This window comes from Bacillota bacterium, assembly GCA_012839765.1.
Taxonomy (GTDB): domain Bacteria; phylum Bacillota; class Limnochordia; order DUMW01; family DUMW01; genus DUMW01.
In genome coordinates this window covers 26867-42791 of record DUMW01000031.1, presented here as the reverse complement: position 1 = coordinate 42791, position 15925 = coordinate 26867, and the positions used below count along the sequence as shown (strand labels likewise).

Here is a 15925-nt window from a genome sequence, read left to right as displayed (position 1 = left end):
CGACAGGATCAGTATGCACATTTTCAGGTAGTATTATCCAAGATCAGCGCAGAAAAGACTAGCATTGGATGAAAAGAGAGGTAGAAAATAAATGATTGCTTATACCCTTACCCAGCCTGCATAGTTCCATCGAGAAGATTCTCGATTTTCTCCTTGGACTGTCCTGTCGCCAACATCAGTTCACTACCCAGGATGGTCCGGGCCTGCTCTAAACAGCGCTGTTCCCTGCTGGAAAGACCCTGCTTCCGTTCCCGGGCCGAAAGATCCCGAACCACTTCCGCCACTTTGTAGGGATCACCGCTTTTTAGTTTATTCATGTTGGTCCGAAAGCGCACGTTCCAGTTGGAGATGGGTTTGCCGCGCTCCCCTTCCAAGATGGTTAATACCCTCTGTACCTCCTCCGGTTCTATCACATCCCGCAGTCGACTTTCCTCGGCCCGGTCCACCGGGATCAACATCCGCAGGTCACCGAAGGGTAGGTGAATTACATAGTACAGTTCCCGCTCCCCTAGGACCTCCTGCTCTTCGATGGCCTCAATGATGCCGGCACCATACATGGGGTATACTACTTTATCGCCTACTTGAAACATCTTTTCCCACCTTTCCTACTTCCCAACACCCCTCTTCTTAATTGTATGCGCAAAGCTCCTTTCAGGTCCTTGTACTAAAGCTGTCGGTCGATTAACACTTGCTCTTTCATCTTGCGTAGTCCCTCTTTGATGGACCTAGCCCGTACTTCGCCGATGCCTTCCACATCATCGAGTTCGGTAATATCCGCACTCATCACCCGGGGTAGATTACCGAAATGTTGGATGAGGTTCTCGATCACCGGCAGCGGCAAGCGGGGAATCTTACTCAAAATCCGGTAGCCCCGGGGTGTCACCTGTTTGTCCAGGACATCCATGGCCGAGGAAAAGCCCAAGGCCCGGGCCAAGGTGGTGGGTTCCAACAGGTCTTCGGACTCCCACTCCATGAGATTCTCCCAAATCTTTTCCGCATTGTCCTTTTCATGACAATAATCCTTGATCACCAAAAGGCCCTGGCCCTCAATGCCCACCATCAACTCTTCCTGCTGCATCGCCACCAAGCGCCCTTCCACCCCTAGCTCATAGATGTGGAACTCGATCTCCTCTTTAATTCGACAGACCATCTGGGCCCGTTGTAGCACGGTAACAATATCGAAGACCGTGACCCGATCCTCGAATTCTAAGGCGCTGAGGTTGGTCAAGGACTGTTGCAACACACTCTTGTATTTCTCCAAAGTCTCCAGGGCCTGGTTGGCCTTAGCCAGCACTACGCCGATATCCCGGGCCACATACTTGAAATTGCCCTGGTAGACCGTGATTACATTCCGGCGCTGGGAGATACAAATCACGATGTTCCCCGTCTGCCGGGCCACCCGTTCTGCGGTGCGGTGCCGGGCCCCGGTCTCCAGGGTGGGAATGAGAGGATCTGGCGTGAGCTGCGTATTGGCCAGTAGGATCTTGTTTGCCTCTTCGTTAAGGACGATGGCTCCGTCCATCTTGGCCAACTCGTACAAGGCCGCAGGATGCATATCCGCATCGATCCGAAAACCACCATTGGTTAGGGCCATCACCTCTTCGGAATCACCGATGACAATTAGCCCTCCGGTCCGGGCCCGGAGAATGTTTTCCAAGGCTTCGTACAACGGTGTGCCCGGTGAAATCAGTCTAAGGATTTCCTTCAACCTCTCCTTATTGGTCCTCTCCTCTGCCATAGTCCCCATCCTCCCGAACTAATCACTAAACACGGCCTGCAAAGCTTCCTTCACATTTCGCACGGGGTGAAGCTTCATCCCCCAGGCGCCCAGATCCAAGTCTCTGTAGTTTGCCGCGGGAAGCACACAACGTTTGAAGCCCAGATCCCGGGACTCCTGCAAGCGCCGTTCCATATGCCCTACCGGCCGCACTTCCCCGGTAAGGCCGATCTCTCCTACGATCACCAGGTCCGGGGGCACCGGCAAGTCGTTTAGACTAGAAACCACCGCCATTGCCACGGCCAGATCCATCGCGGGCTCCTCCACCCGGAGTCCCCCAGCCACATTAAGGTACACATCATGGTTAGCCAGTTTACAACCCTGGCGTTTCTCCAAGACCGCCAAAACAATGGAGGTTCGGTTGTAGTTAAGTCCAGTGGTCAAGCGGCGGGGGGTACCGCCGTACAGCGCAGGGGCCACAAGGGCCTGGATTTCCACCAGCAGGCTGCGGGTCCCCTCCATACTGGGGGCCACCACGGAACCAGCCACCCCCAGGGGGCGATCGGCCAGAAAAATACAGGAAGGATTCGGCACCGCCTTCAGGCCTTCCTGCTTCATTTCAAAAACCCCCACCTCGTTGGTGGGACCGAATCTATTCTTCACCGCCCGTAGGATGCGGTAATCCGTGTGGGACTCGCCATCGAAGTACAGTACGCAATCCACGGCATGCTCCAACACCTTTGGCCCCGCCAAGGCCCCGCTTTTGGTGATGTGACCTACGATCACCAACGGCACTTCATAGGTCTTCGCCCAGGCAATGAGGGCATCGGCGGATTTTTGCACTTGGCTAACACTGCCGGGATAGCCACTGGCTTCTGCGTGGTACATGGTTTGAATGGAATCCACTACCACCAGGCGGGGATGATATTCCATCAACTGTTCTAGATAACCCAAGACGTCGGTGGCGGTGAGTAAGAACAGATTATCCACTGTGGCCCCCAGGCGTCTGGCCCGGTGGTGAATTTGCTCTGCGGATTCCTCTCCGGATATATAGACCACAGGGCCCCTTTGGGCCACCGTTGCGGCAACCTGCAACAAAAGGGTAGACTTGCCGATTCCCGGCTGTCCCCCCACCAGCACCACCGTGCCTGGCAGGAGACCGCCGCCCACCACCCGATCGAACTCCTCAATACCCAAGGACAGCTTGGGACGGGAATCCTTGACTAGCTGAGTGATGGGAATCGCCTGTGGTACTGTACGCTGTTCTTTGCCCTCGGGCTCACTGCGCTGCTCCACCAGGGAATCCCACTGGCCACAGCTGCTGCACCGACCCATCCAACCTAGGCTCACATAACCACAGGCCTTACAAACATATTGGACACGCTCTTTTTTACCCATGCAAACGCCTCAACCTATCGGTATTCCCTGCCTACCCTCCTATGGTCAATTATATCATTAGCCCCAGTTCAACACAAGCAAGCAAGAGTGCCTATTTGCCGCCCTTTGCCCAGCCTAAGAACATCTATTTCCAAAATTGTTAATACAATTCTATCTCTGTCTTCGCTTCTATACTCCCCCAGACTCCTAGCCCCCAGCCACTGGGCTAAGGCAAGGAAAGACCAAGCTTTCCAAGTCATAACAAAAGAGGGGGCAACTGTCGCCCCCTCCCTCGACTATCTCTCCACCGGCGAAGGTTCCTCCTGCCGGTTGAAGACCAACTTCTTGTCCTCTGCGCCCACCACAATCACGTCCCCCGCCTTGAACCTGCCTTCGAGGATGAGGTCCGAAAGTGGGTTTTCCAATAGCCTTTGAATTGCCCGACGCAAAGGTCTCGCACCATATTTGTGATCGAAGCCTTCCTCGATCAGGACCTCCTTGGCGGCATCGGTGACCACGATGTCCACATCCTGCTCCCGCAGCTGCTCCCTGGTCTCCCGGAGCATAATGTCGGCAATCTGCCGGATGTGCTCCTTATTCAGGGCGTGGAACACGATAATCTCATCGATCCGGTTGATGAACTCGGGCCGGAAGGTCCGCCGCAACGACTCGATGACCCGCTTCCGCATATCTTCGTGCTCCGCCTTTTCGTCCACATTGACCCGGAAGCCAATGGCCGAATCCTGATCCAGCTCACTGGCGCCAACGTTAGAGGTCATGATCAGCACCGTGTTCCGGAAACTGACGGTGCGTCCCTGGGCATCGGTCAGGCGACCATCCTCCAAGACCTGCAACAGGATATTGAAGACCTCGGGGTGCGCCTTCTCGATTTCATCCAAAAGGACCACCGAATAGGGTCGGCGCCGCACCTTTTCCGTCAGCTGTCCCCCTTCTTCGTATCCCACATAGCCCGGAGGTGCTCCCACCAGGCGGGCCACCGTGTGCCGCTCCTGGTACTCACTCATATCAAGGCGGATCATAGAGTCTTCATCGCCAAAGAGGGCTTCGGCCAAGGCCCGGGCCAGCTCCGTCTTACCGACCCCCGTGGGTCCCAGGAAGATGAAGGAGCCCACAGGCCGCTTTGGGTCCTTGAGGCCCGCGTAGGCCCGGCGAATGGCCTTGGAAACCGCCTCCACCGCTTCTTTCTGGCCCACCACTCGCCTGTGCAGTTCTTCCTCTAGATTCAGCAACCGTTCGGTCTCTTCCTGGGTCAGCTGGCGCACCGGGATCCCCGTCCAGCTGCTGACTACCTCGGCAATATCCTCGGCGGTCACCGTACCCTCGGCCCGGTTGCTGTTGCTCTTCCATTCCTGATGGCGCTGTTCCAATTCCTTCCGCAGCTTTTGCTCTTTGTCCCGCAGCTTTGCGGCCTTTTCGAATTCTTCGTTTCTAATCGCGGAGTCCTTTTCCAGGCAGATCTCCTCGATCTCCTTCTCCAGTTGCTTCAGCTCCGGCGGAGCCACTAGACCCTTCAAGCGCACCTTGGAGGCCGCCTCATCCACCAAATCGATAGCTTTGTCCGGCAGGTAGCGGTCCGCCACAAACCGGTTGGAAAGCTGGGCCGCCGCCTTCAGGGCCTCATCGGTGATCTTCACCCGGTGATGGGCTTCATAGCGATCCCTAAGTCCCATCAGGATCTGCACCGTCTCCTCCACCGTAGGCTCTTCCACCATGATGGGTTGGAACCGACGTTCCAAGGCCGCATCCTTTTCCACGTACTTGCGGTACTCATCGAGGGTGGTGGCTCCGATGGTCTGCAGTTCGCCCCGGGCCAGGGCTGGCTTCAAGATATTAGAAGCATCGATCGCTCCCTCCGCGGCACCGGCTCCCACGATGGTATGCAACTCATCGATGAACAGGATCACGTTACCCGCGTTGCGGATCTCATCGATTACCTTCTTCAGCCGCTCCTCAAATTCGCCCCGGAACTTGGAACCCGCCACCATGGCACCCAGATCCAAGGTCACCACCCGCTTATTCAACAGCAGTTCGGGCACATCCCCATCGACGATGCGCTGGGCCAAACCTTCGGCAATGGCGGTCTTACCCACCCCCGGTTCACCGATCAAGCAGGGGTTGTTCTTGGTCCGCCGGCTCAGGATCTGCATGACCCGTTCAATCTCTTTTTCCCGGCCGATAACCGGATCTAGTTTGCCTTCCTCCGCCATCTCCGTAAGATCCCGACCAAACTGATCCAAAGTCGGCGTTTTGGCCTCCCGTTTGCTTTGCCGCCCTGGCTTCTTGCTGGTGGTGCCTCCGCCATTGAGCAGCTCCACCACCTGATAGCGAATCTTTTCCACATCGGCCCCCAGGTTCCTAAGTACCTGGGCGGCCACACCCTCACCCTCCCGGATGAGCCCAAGGAGGATGTGTTCCGTACCCACATAGGTGTGGCCCAACCGGCGGGCCTCCTCCAGGGACAGTTCCAATACACGTTTTGCCCGGGGAGTGAACCCCAACGCGGGTCCCGTCAGCTTGGCATCGCCCCGGCCGACGATCCTTTCTACTTCCTCCTGCACCTGATCCAAGCGAATGCCCAAACTCTGTAGGGCCTTCGCGGCGACTCCGTCACCTTCTTTTATTAAACCCAAAAGGATATGCTCAGTTCCCACCACGTTGTGCCCGAGTCTGCGGGCTTCTTCCTGGGAAAAGATGATAGTCCTCTGTGCCCGTTCCGTAAACCTGCTGAACATTTGCCGTCACCTTCCTCCCTAGTTATTGTCCTTTTGTCCGCCTGCTCTTATGCGCTCCCGTACCAAAGCGGCACGGTAGGCATCCCGCTCATGGGCGTCCATATCCCGGCCCATCAGCTCCTGCAGGTGGGCCGGCCGAATACTCACCAACAATTCCTGCAATACCGCCGGATCGAAGTTCTGTACCAGTTCCAAATCAATACCCAAACGCAGGCTGCTTAGCAATTCCAAGGTCTCACTGGTACTCAAAATCCGCGCGTGGGCCAAGGTCCCCAGGGCCCGGTAGACCAGGTCCTCCAGCTGCAGCTTCGACTTTTTCAAAAGCTGTTCCCTCGCACTCCGTTCCTGCTCCAGTACCTGCCTGGTGATATTGTCCAAATGCTGCATGATATCTTCTTCGGTAACACCTAAGGTCACCCGATTCGAGATCTGATAAATATTCCCTGCGGACTCGGTACCTTCTCCATATAAGCCCCGGACCGTTACCCCGAACTGGGAGATAGTGGACAACACACCCTGGATCTGGTTCCCAATAGCCAGGGCCGGCAAATGCACCATTACCGAGGCCCGCAACCCGGTTCCCACGTTGGTGGGGCAACAGGTCAAATAGCCCACCTGGTCGGAGAAGGCGTAATCCAACCGGGATTCGTAGTAATCGTCAACCTCATTACACAGTTCCCAAGCGGCCTTCAACTGCAATCCAGGATAGATCACCTGTAACCGCAGGTGGTCCTCCTCGTTGACCATGATGCTCACCGCTTCGTCATTCCGCAGGACCACGGCCTTGTACCGGACGTTCTCACAGTGGTTGGGGCTAATCAAATGCCGTTCCACCAACAATTGCCGCTGCAGCGGGGAAGTCTCCGAAAGGGCAATCCAGCGATACTCCCCCAGGTCCCGGCTGTTTTTGGCCACCGCCTGCACCTGCTTTAGCACCCGGTTCAGTTCGTCATCGGAGGCCACCGACGGAAACGGAATCCCATCTAGGTTCCGGGCCAAACGAATCCGACTGGCCAAAACGATATCGTTGGCCGGTCCCTTTCCCCGCATCCAATAACTCATATTGTTCCGCAGCAAATCCTCCAAACCCATGGTCCTAACCTCCTATCCCCATCTGCCGCTCCAACCTGCGCAGTTCGTCCCGGATCTCCGCGGCCCGCTCGTATTCCTCCTTGGCAATGGCCTCCTGGAGTTGGGCCCTGAGCCTTTCCATCCGGCGCTTATCCTTAAGGTGCTCCCCAGCCCGGTGGGGCACCTTGCCAATGTGCTCCTGGCCCTTTTGGACCCGGTGCAAGATGGGCAGCAACTGCTGGGCATAGACCTCATAGCAATGTCCACAGCCTAACCGACCCGTCTGCTTGAAGTCCGCAAGACTCATGCCGCATACTGAACAGCGGTTTCGTTCACCGATCCCCACGGTGAAGGGACCCGGTTCAAATAGATCGCTAATCAGGTTTTGAAAACCGAAGGACGGTTGGAAAGTAAACTCGAATTCACCCGATTCCTTGGCACATTCTTGACACAGATGCATCTCACTTTTCTTATTATTAATAATCTTCGTCAGGTGTACCGTCGCCATGCGCTTGTTGCATTTTTCGCAAAGCATCATTGAATACTCCCTTCCGTGCCTCCCTAGGAGTTCTCTCCTAACTTCATCAGCAAGGTCACCTTAAGCAATGACGCCCTCACATAGTCTGCGATTTCGGGGTTGTACTCATTACACTCGTGCCTGATCAAGGTTCTTAACCACGCTGCCGTCCGTTCCTCCAACACATCCAAGTCAACCAGCTGTTCCAAGACCTCCTCCACTTCCCGCTGCTCCATGGGGGGGCGGATGTTCAAGATCAGGTTCCTGATCACCTCGCCCCGGCTAGGAGCTTCCATGCGGACGATGCGGATATATCCGCCACCGCCCCGCCTACTTTCCACGATGTACCCCTTTTCCGGGGTAAAACGGGTTTGCAGCACGTAATTTATCTGGGAGGGTACGCAGTCAAACATCTGCGCAAGCTCTTGGCGCCGAATGATTACCATATCGGTGGCCGTGCTGACCAGCAGTTTTTTGATATACTGCTCAATCAGATCGGCTAAGGTCATCCCAACACATCCTTTCCTAGAACGAGTTGCTACCTCCCTTTCACAATGTCAAGCAAGGTCAAAGACCCGGGAGACTCGTCATCGTCTAACCTGCTTTACGAGGCCCTTTCCACATCTTTGACCTTTCTTGACCTTTCGCCCTTATTGTAGCACAATCCTTCGGGAGCGCAATAGGTGTAATTTGCCATTCATGGCCGATACCTATGGTTTTTGGGGACTTAGGTCCCACTTTCTGCAAATTAGTCCCCAAATCGCCGTCTAAGGTATAGTATCCAGATCCCTTCGGCATATTATCCCAGTCACCGCATAGAATTATGCTAAAGACACCGAGCGGGCGTGGTCAAAGAGTATGACGTCCGGTCCCACCGGAAGGTAGAGGTGCAAGTCCTCTCGCCCGCTCCAATAAAAAAAAGCCCCCAAACGGGGGCGTGATTGGCTACTTGGAAGCGGGCAATTGGTCCGTGAGGACCATATCCGCAATGTTTGTAGTGTGGTCGCCAATCCGCTCCAGGTTCGTCACCATCTCCACATAGACAATCCCCGCCCGGGGGATGCAGACTCCTTCGTACATCCGTTTCATATGGCCCTGGCGCATCTCTTCCTCCATCTCGTCCACCAGTCGTTCAATATCCCAGATTTTCTGCGCGGCTTCCTTGTCCTGATTGGCCAAGACCTGCACACTAAGCCGTACCATCTCCTGCACTAGGTCAAACATCTTCGTAAGTTGAGCGGTGGCCTCTTCGGAGAACTTCAATTCATCATCCATCATCACCTGGGCAAATTCCGCAATATTGTTGGCATGGTCTGCAATTCGTTCAATGTCATTGACTACCATCATTAAACCGGTAGCCCGCTCCGACTCCACATCGGAAAGGTTTATATTGCTCGTCAACAAACTAGACATGTACTCCAGAATCTCCTCTTGGAGCATGTCCACCAGATCCTCACTCTGCTGCACCTTGTAGATGGAGTCGCGGTTCCCCTCTAGAAAGGCTTTTCGGGCCCCGGACAGCATCGCCTCGGTATAAGTCGCCATCCGGTTGATCTCCTTAGCAGCCAGTTCCAAGGAAACCCGGGGATACTTCAGGGCACTGACATCCAGGTATTTGACACGCCGTTCCACGATCTCGTCTTCGCCGGGAATGATGCGCTCCAAAAACTTCACAAAAACCCCAACAAAGGGCAGGAACAACAAGGTATTGGCCACGTTAAAGAGGGTATGCGCGTTGGCCAGCTGCCGCGCCACCACTGGAGAGGTCAGGCTGACCAGAGAAGTAAAGGGGTTGAAGATAAGGAGGAAAAGAACAACGCCCACGGTATTAAATAAAAGGTGGGCCACCGCCACCCGCAAAGCAGTCACGCCGCCTCCAATGGAAGCCAACAACGTGGTGACACAGGTGCCAATATTGCTTCCCAACACCAACGCAACACCGGACTCCAGGGTAACCAAGTCCTGCATGGCCAAAGCCAGCACCACTGCGGTAAAAGCACTACTACTTTGCACGATGGCAGTACCGATAATCCCTATCAAGACCCCCAGCATGGGATGCTGGGCAAACTGAGCGATGATGTCGGCAAATACAGCACTATTCCGTAGGGGCTCAAGACTGGTGGACATCAGCTCCATCCCATGGAAAAGAAGACCAAACCCAAGGATGCTCTCCCCGATTAGTTTCCACCGTCTAGACTTGCCACCAAAGTACAACACAAAACCAAGGGCCACAGCGGGCAAAGCCAGATCTGTCAGTTTAAGGGAGACCATCTGGACCGTAATGGTGGTACCGATGTTAGCCCCAAGGATAGGACCGATGGTCTGTTGTAAAGTCATCAATCCCGCCTTCACAAAGCCCACCAGCATCACCGTAGTAGCACTGCTGCTTTGGATCAACATGGTAAGGATAAGACCTGACAACACGCCGACAAAGGTGTTTTTCGTCAAGAAACTAAGTACATTACTCAACCGACGACCGGCTGCTTGTTGCAGGCCTTCGGACATCTGCTCGATACCAAAGAGAAACAGGGCCAACCCACCGGCAAGTCCAATTACAATCTCCATAACATAACCTTCCTTCAACCATGATAGTTTCCCATCTTGTACAATACCACAAACCCGATCCTTTTAACAGTTCCCACTTTGGAGGTTTTCCCCTGAACGTGGAATCGGCACAGCCTGGAAAGCTGTGCCGATTGATGTACTAAGGTCTATTCCACCTTTGCGATATACTCCACATACCCCAGGACCACATTTTCTGGCGGCACCTGGCTGCCATCCACGGTGATCCGTAAGAAGCTGGTACCGGCACTGGGAAGCTCCCTACCGCTGATGATCACCTTGCGCCAGTCCCCGGCCACCTCTACAACTTCCTCCTCATAGGGTAGGGGGCTCCATTCTACTTGATCCGGGGAGACCTCCACCGCGAGGATGCCCTGCAGGCTGTCGCCCTTGGCATATACGGTAACGGCAAACTCCCGCACCTCCACCGCGGCATAGATTACCGATTCCAGGGCTTCTCCCACACAGGTCAAGCGGTGGGCATCACCGAAGAAATCCTGGGCCCGATCGGTATCATGGCGCCAGCCGGGGGTACAATCCAGGTAGCGGGATTGCTTTACCGTCCCAAACCAGGGGGACTCCAACGGCGGCCGGAGATGATCCTCCACCCGCTGCCAGTTGTCCAGATAGATGGTCAGCGTCTGGCGGTTCACCAGGGTATCCTGGGCAAAAAGCTCCAGGGTAAGCCGGTACTCCCCATCGGGGAAGACCGTGGTATCAATCACCAAAGGCTCCCAGGGTCCCACGTAAAGCTCTTGATCGTTGAGGGTCACCCGGACCCGGTGGTCCTTTCCCTGGGGAATCCGAACTTCCAAGGGCAAATCCCCCCGCACATAGGCACCGGCCTTAGGAGAGCTTACCTCAATGTAGGCAGCACCCCGTAGGTGATCGTAGACCAGTTCCGGATCCATCTGAAGCAGAGTACCAGCGATCCGGGCAATATCTTCGATGGTCAGCGGACTGCTAGCCTCACCCCGCTGGATCCGCTCAATAGCCAGGGTGAAGAAGTCCGGGGTGAAGGTGGGTCCATAGAGTTCTTCTGCCCTTTTCACCAGGTACATGGTCTTGCCCATGTGCCCGGCCCAATGCACCCCTTCGGTCTGGTGGCCGGTGAGCAGATCAAGGTGTCCCAACTCCGCCTTGGTCCGCTCGAAGGCATTGGCATAGCTCGCCTGCTGCCTTTGGGCGTAATCGTCGAAACCCAGATACGCGCATAGCCGGGCCCCGGCCAGGGAGGCCCAACCCTCTTCGATGGAAGACGGCATCTTCGCAGGCCAGACCCACTCATGGGTCAATTCATGGCCGAAGACGTCGATCACATTAGCTGCTTCCCCTAAAACCCCGATCCCCACTTCGCCATGGGCAGAATAACCACTACCAGCGCAGGCCAACAGTACCACCCGTAATCCCGCGGGCAGCTCATGACCGTGGAGTTTGCCGATAAAATCAAAGGCCTCATCGGCATGTTCCACCAAGAATTCCACGTACTGCGCGAGGACCTGGGAGTAATAGAGGGTGATGGTGCCGTGCTGGAGGGTATGCTCCGGGTACAACCTGTCCGGGATAACATCCCGGGGCTCTCCCGACAGATTTCCCGCTAACCGCTCCACCAGTTCCAAGGCCCCGGCGGTAAGCTTAGAGTAGTCATTGGTAAGCAGGATCCCTTCGTCTCCAGCCACCGCTAACCGCCCGGCCCCAAAGCCACCTTCCACCAGCACCGGCCGCTGATTCCGGTCGGTGACGGTCACCTCAAAGCCAGACCCCAAGATATTGATGGTCTTGCCCGTGGCAGTAACCCCCAAGGGTCCTTGGGCCCCACTGGTCAGTTCCCCCACTGCGGCCGTACTGCCACCCCGCAGGGGTACCTGCAAATGGGCCAAGATCTGGTGGGCCGGTTCACTGACGGAACGGGAAAAGTCCAACACCAGTACGCCGCCCCCCCGCTTTAGAAAGTCCTCAATGGCCACTAACTCCTGGGCCGTATACCCCACCTGGCGGGAGACGGGGAGAATCAGGACATCATAGGGAGCCAAAACCTCTGGCGTCAGAGTGCACTCGCCCACGGTGACCACATACCGCTCCCGCAGCATCCGGGCTAGATCCCAGGACAAGCGGAATAGAAACTCTCTGCTCTGATCGATGTAGACTGTCGGACGGCGGATGCTAGCCGCGGCTACCGGTAGGGCAGTAAAAGCAATCAAGAAGATCAGCAAAACACTAACAATGGTGCGCACAACTCAAACCCCCGTTTCGCAGGGCCTAATGCCCGCCCTGCAACCTCTCGTAAATCACTTCCGGATCCATATTCAGGACCTCTCCGGCCACATTGGCAATATCCCGAATAGTCAAGGGACTGTGGGCTTTACCCTCTTGGATCCGTTGGATGGCCAAAGTGAAGAAATCCCGGGAGAAATGGTCACCGTACATGGCTTCCGCAGTTTCCACCAGCTGCAACACTTTGCCGATGAAACCGAACCAATGATCCCCCGTTTCTTCCTTCGTCAGACGCAGGTCCATGTTGACCCCCAACGTCTTGGCGTTCTCGTACGCGTTCTTCAATCGGGCCATTTCCTCCTCATAGTGCTCCGCAAACCCCACCAGGTTTGTTACCCGCAGCCCCATGATAATTGCCCAGGCTTCGTTCATGGTGGAGGGTAGAATAGCCGGCCGCACCCATTCATGGGTCAATTCATGACCCATTACTTCGATCACATTGGCCCGCTCTCCCAAGACGCCGATTCCCACTTCGCCTCCGGCAGCATAGCCACTGCCGGCACAGGCCAGAAGGACCACCCGCATCTGTGAAAGGGCATGACCATGGTAGTCCTCAAGAAACTCGAAAATCTCGTCGGCATGTTCGATGATGAGCTCTACATAGTCCTTAAGCACCTGGGAGTAATGGACTGTGATCTCCCCATGGGTCAGGGTCAATTCCGGATACAGACGCTGGGCCACGTAACCTTGGTTTTTCCCGATGCGGTTTTCCCCCAGCCACTGCAAAAGCTCCACTCCCCCAGGAGTAAGCTCCCGACCGTTGTTGATGAAAAGCACCGCATCATCACTGACCATAGCAAACCGCCCCTGGCCAAGGGTTCCGGTGAGCAAGACCGGACGATCCTGGGCATCCACGACCCCCACCGAAAAGCCTTCGGGCATACGGTTGGCCAGGATGTTAATGGTGTTTCCGCCCCAGGCTTCTACTCCTAGGGGTTCCCCCGCGGGGGTGCGCAGTTCGCCGGTGGCTTTGTTAATGCTAAACCGCAAGGTGAGAAGGCCCAAGTTCATCAACAGCTTAGTGGCCGGGGTACTGGGGGTGTATCCAGGATTGCAGAGCAACACGCCACCCCCCGCCTCCAAGTAGTCCTTGATGGCCTCGATCTCCTCTGGTGAATATTCCACCGTCCCGGAGGAGGCGGGGAGGATGAGGATATCGTAATCGGCCAAAAGCTCCAAAGACAAGGTCTGCTCGCCCACCGTCACTCGGTATTGGCTCCGCAGACCCCGGGGCCAATCCCAGGACACCCGAAAGAGGAACTCCCTGCTTTGATCCAAATAGATACTGGGGACAACTTCACTGGTTTCTTGCGCTAAGGCAATACTGGAAAACAGTAACATGAATAGAACCAACCACCTTACATGTCTTCTAGCCATAGGATCCCTCCTACCGGACGTAAAGAAAGATGGGACGGTCCGCGACCATCCCATCTACGTTTATGGACCAAAGGTCCCTTGTTACTGGGCAAGGTACTGGTTAACCAGCCGCTGCACCTCGCTGAGGGCATTGGTGCTCAAAGGTGCCTTGCCGGACAGAGGATCCGAGATCAAGGGACCCCATACCTGGTTGATGCGGTCGTAGCCTACGAAGGGCCAGATACCAGTGGTCATACCGATGTAGGGGATCATCTGCCGCCACTGGGCCTCGTGGATGGTGGACACCCACAGATCACTCTGATAGAAGTCCAACCGCGGGGACTGCACGGTACCAGTGATCCGGTAATGCAGCTCCGCAGCCTCAAGGCTTGTCATGAACTCGATGAACTTCCAGGCCAGATCCGGGTTCTTGCTGGCGGAGCTGATGGAATACATATTACCGTACACCACCGCACCCCGCTTGTCTCCCGAGGGACCCACCGGAACAGTGGTGAAGCCCAACCGAATGCCCGGCACGTAATGGGGCGCCCAGTAGGAGTGGTAGATTCCACCCATCCCCATGGACGCGGTATTGGCCAAGAAGTTACAAGCAGCGGTATAGCTATCCGACGCAAAGCCGTACTCTAGGCGGATGTCGTAGAACAGCTGCAAGACTTCCTGCCCCTGGGGAGTATCAATATTGAGCCCGGTGAAGTCGGAATTGTAGAAGCTGCCACCGTTGGAATCCAGGAACGCACTAAATGCGGTAGTACCGGGGAGGAAGTCAAAACCGTAACGGGTGGGATTGCCATTGGCGTCATACACCATCAGTTTCCGACCAAAGTTGATGAAATCCTCCCAGGTTGCCATGGCGTATGGATCGGTGCTCAGACCCATCTCATCGAAATGGTTCATGTTGTAAACGATGAAGTCTGCATCCAAAGCAAAGGTAATCCCGTAGATGATGCCGTCCTTCTGGTTGTAGATTTGGGTGGTGGGAATGAATTGATCCGGCGCCACGTGAGGCGACTTCGCGACGTAGTCGTTCAAGGGCAGCAAAGCGCCGGCCTCAAAGAGATCCCGGGCCCAGGCCACCGAAACAAAGGCCACATCCGGGGCGGTATCGGTGGCGGTGGTGATGTAGAGTTTCTCCACGTATTCGTTCCCAAAACCAATCCCATCATACTGGATCTCTACATCGGGATACCTTTCCTCAAAGAGCCGCTTTGCCTCCTCGTACCAGCGTCTGGTATCTTCCGTTTCGTTAATCTTCCAGTCTTGCACCCGCAGGATAGTCTTTGCAGTGCCAACCAACGGCAACAGAATCATCGCCAAGACAACCAGAACAAGAACCTTAAACTTCCAATTTGACATCGCTTTCTAACCTCCATCATGGATTTTGGTTGGATTGAGCTGCAAAGGGCAAAACGTGCCCTTTGGTAGATTCGTGCCTTACTCTTCGATCTCGGATACCAAACGGAGATCCGCAATCTCGATAAAAGCCTCCTCCACATCGGCAGCTTTGACGTGGAAGTCTAGGTACCACATGGTAATCTCTGGCACAGAGAACACGATGGTATGCCATTCACCGTCGGACTCCAGCTCATACAGAAAGCCGATCATCGGTGAAAACTCGGCACCGTAAAAGAATACGAACCAATCGTCACCGGCGACACCGGAATCCGCCGTGTCAATCCCCACCGCCCGGTAGGTCACCACCAAATAGGGGGTTTCCCCGGTGAGCAGAGATACGGGGGTACTCCACTTCATCGCCGTATTGGGCTGGTTTACCTGGAACCGCCAGGCCATCCCCCAGGGGGAGACCTCTTCGGGGGCGGGCACCAGGTCCACAACATAGTCCGTGGCCGCGGTACAGTTTGCAGAAATCCAGTGGGGAAGGGCTTCCCAGTCCCCGGTCAGCAGGGTAAACAGGTCCACTTCCTTGGCAAAACCACACACTGATACACTCACGATTGCCAGCACAATCAGAATTGGAACAAAGAGCCTTCGCATCGCTTCTCCTCCTGATTTGAATCTGTTAATCGTTCCTTGGTAAGACTATCGGGCTTCCTCCTTTATCTACCACCTCCCGAAAGAAGTATGTGCTCAGCGGCCCACAGGCCAAAACTATCAAGACACAGTAATCAGTCCTGCATACCACTTGTATACATCTCCTGGACTTATATATTAATTCTTATGGAAATATAGCACATCCCTGCTAGGCAAACGCGTTTCTGGCACCTAATTTTTTGCGGAATTTTGTTTCATCGTTCCCAAGAGATGATGGTTCTTAACGGT

The 15925-nt window shown here is 55.3% G+C and carries 12 protein-coding genes and 1 tRNA gene; 1 reads left to right on the top strand and 12 read right to left on the bottom strand.

Features of this window, described 5'->3' with window-relative positions; genetic code table 11:
- Positions 1–107: 107 nt before the first annotated feature.
- The 7 genes from GXX57_03040 to GXX57_03010 all read right to left on the bottom strand — a co-directional run bounded on the left by GXX57_03040 (position 108) and on the right by GXX57_03010 (position 7944).
- Entirely contained in the window at positions 108–590 is a 483-nt protein-coding gene (locus GXX57_03040) for a CarD family transcriptional regulator (protein HHV43631.1), read from the bottom strand.
- 74 nt (positions 591–664) lie between these two features.
- Complete coding sequence (gene disA, locus GXX57_03035) at positions 665–1738, bottom strand: DNA integrity scanning protein DisA (GenBank protein HHV43630.1); 1074 nt, start codon at positions 1736–1738, stop codon at positions 665–667.
- 18 nt (positions 1739–1756) lie between these two features.
- Positions 1757–3115, bottom strand: coding sequence for a DNA repair protein RadA (gene radA, locus GXX57_03030; protein HHV43629.1), 1359 nt, complete (start codon positions 3113–3115; stop codon positions 1757–1759).
- A gap of 275 nt (positions 3116–3390) precedes the next feature.
- Entirely contained in the window at positions 3391–5847 is a 2457-nt protein-coding gene (locus tag GXX57_03025; GenBank protein HHV43628.1) for an ATP-dependent Clp protease ATP-binding subunit, read from the bottom strand.
- 18 nt (positions 5848–5865) lie between these two features.
- Positions 5866–6939 (bottom strand): protein arginine kinase, encoded by a 1074-nt coding sequence (locus tag GXX57_03020; protein ID HHV43627.1) that lies wholly within the window; start codon positions 6937–6939, stop codon positions 5866–5868.
- Positions 6940–6943: 4 nt separating this feature from the next.
- Positions 6944–7453, bottom strand: coding sequence for a hypothetical protein (locus GXX57_03015; GenBank protein HHV43626.1), 510 nt, complete (start codon positions 7451–7453; stop codon positions 6944–6946).
- Between the two features lie 26 nt (positions 7454–7479).
- On the bottom strand, positions 7480–7944 hold the full coding sequence (locus GXX57_03010) for a CtsR family transcriptional regulator (protein ID HHV43625.1): 465 nt from the start codon (positions 7942–7944) through the stop codon (positions 7480–7482).
- 330 nt (positions 7945–8274) lie between these two features.
- Here GXX57_03010 and GXX57_03005 point away from each other — a divergent pair.
- Positions 8275–8346, top strand: a tRNA-Gly gene (locus GXX57_03005).
- Between the two features lie 34 nt (positions 8347–8380).
- On the opposite strand, the gene GXX57_03000 is transcribed toward GXX57_03005, so the two are convergent.
- From GXX57_03000 to GXX57_02980, 5 genes are all read right to left on the bottom strand, one after another.
- Positions 8381–10000 (bottom strand): Na/Pi cotransporter family protein, encoded by a 1620-nt coding sequence (locus tag GXX57_03000; GenBank protein ID HHV43624.1) that lies wholly within the window; start codon positions 9998–10000, stop codon positions 8381–8383.
- A 146-nt stretch (positions 10001–10146) separates the two neighbouring features.
- Positions 10147–12231: a hypothetical protein gene (locus tag GXX57_02995; protein ID HHV43623.1), complete on the bottom strand. Its 2085-nt coding sequence runs from the start codon at positions 12229–12231 to the stop codon at positions 10147–10149.
- Between the two features lie 25 nt (positions 12232–12256).
- On the bottom strand, positions 12257–13648 hold the full coding sequence (locus tag GXX57_02990) for a hypothetical protein (protein ID HHV43622.1): 1392 nt from the start codon (positions 13646–13648) through the stop codon (positions 12257–12259).
- A gap of 81 nt (positions 13649–13729) precedes the next feature.
- On the bottom strand, positions 13730–15001 hold the full coding sequence (locus GXX57_02985) for a sugar ABC transporter substrate-binding protein (protein HHV43621.1): 1272 nt from the start codon (positions 14999–15001) through the stop codon (positions 13730–13732).
- Positions 15002–15079: 78 nt separating this feature from the next.
- Entirely contained in the window at positions 15080–15640 is a 561-nt protein-coding gene (locus tag GXX57_02980) for a hypothetical protein (protein HHV43620.1), read from the bottom strand.
- Positions 15641–15925 lie beyond the last annotated feature (285 nt).

Coding starts and splice junctions, on each gene's coding strand:
- GXX57_03020 (HHV43627.1), bottom strand. CDS start 6,939: ATGGGTTTGGAGGATTTGCTGCGGAACAATATGAGTTATTGGATGCGG.
- disA (HHV43630.1), bottom strand. CDS start 1,738: ATGGCAGAGGAGAGGACCAATAAGGAGAGGTTGAAGGAAATCCTTAGA.
- GXX57_03040 (HHV43631.1), bottom strand. CDS start 590: ATGTTTCAAGTAGGCGATAAAGTAGTATACCCCATGTATGGTGCCGGC.
- GXX57_03010 (HHV43625.1), bottom strand. CDS start 7,944: ATGACCTTAGCCGATCTGATTGAGCAGTATATCAAAAAACTGCTGGTC.
- GXX57_03025 (HHV43628.1), bottom strand. CDS start 5,847: ATGTTCAGCAGGTTTACGGAACGGGCACAGAGGACTATCATCTTTTCC.
- GXX57_03000 (HHV43624.1), bottom strand. CDS start 10,000: ATGGAGATTGTAATTGGACTTGCCGGTGGGTTGGCCCTGTTTCTCTTT.
- GXX57_02980 (HHV43620.1), bottom strand. CDS start 15,640: ATGCGAAGGCTCTTTGTTCCAATTCTGATTGTGCTGGCAATCGTGAGT.
- radA (HHV43629.1), bottom strand. CDS start 3,115: ATGGGTAAAAAAGAGCGTGTCCAATATGTTTGTAAGGCCTGTGGTTAT.
- GXX57_02985 (HHV43621.1), bottom strand. CDS start 15,001: ATGTCAAATTGGAAGTTTAAGGTTCTTGTTCTGGTTGTCTTGGCGATG.
- GXX57_02990 (HHV43622.1), bottom strand. CDS start 13,648: ATGGCTAGAAGACATGTAAGGTGGTTGGTTCTATTCATGTTACTGTTT.
- GXX57_03015 (HHV43626.1), bottom strand. CDS start 7,453: ATGCTTTGCGAAAAATGCAACAAGCGCATGGCGACGGTACACCTGACG.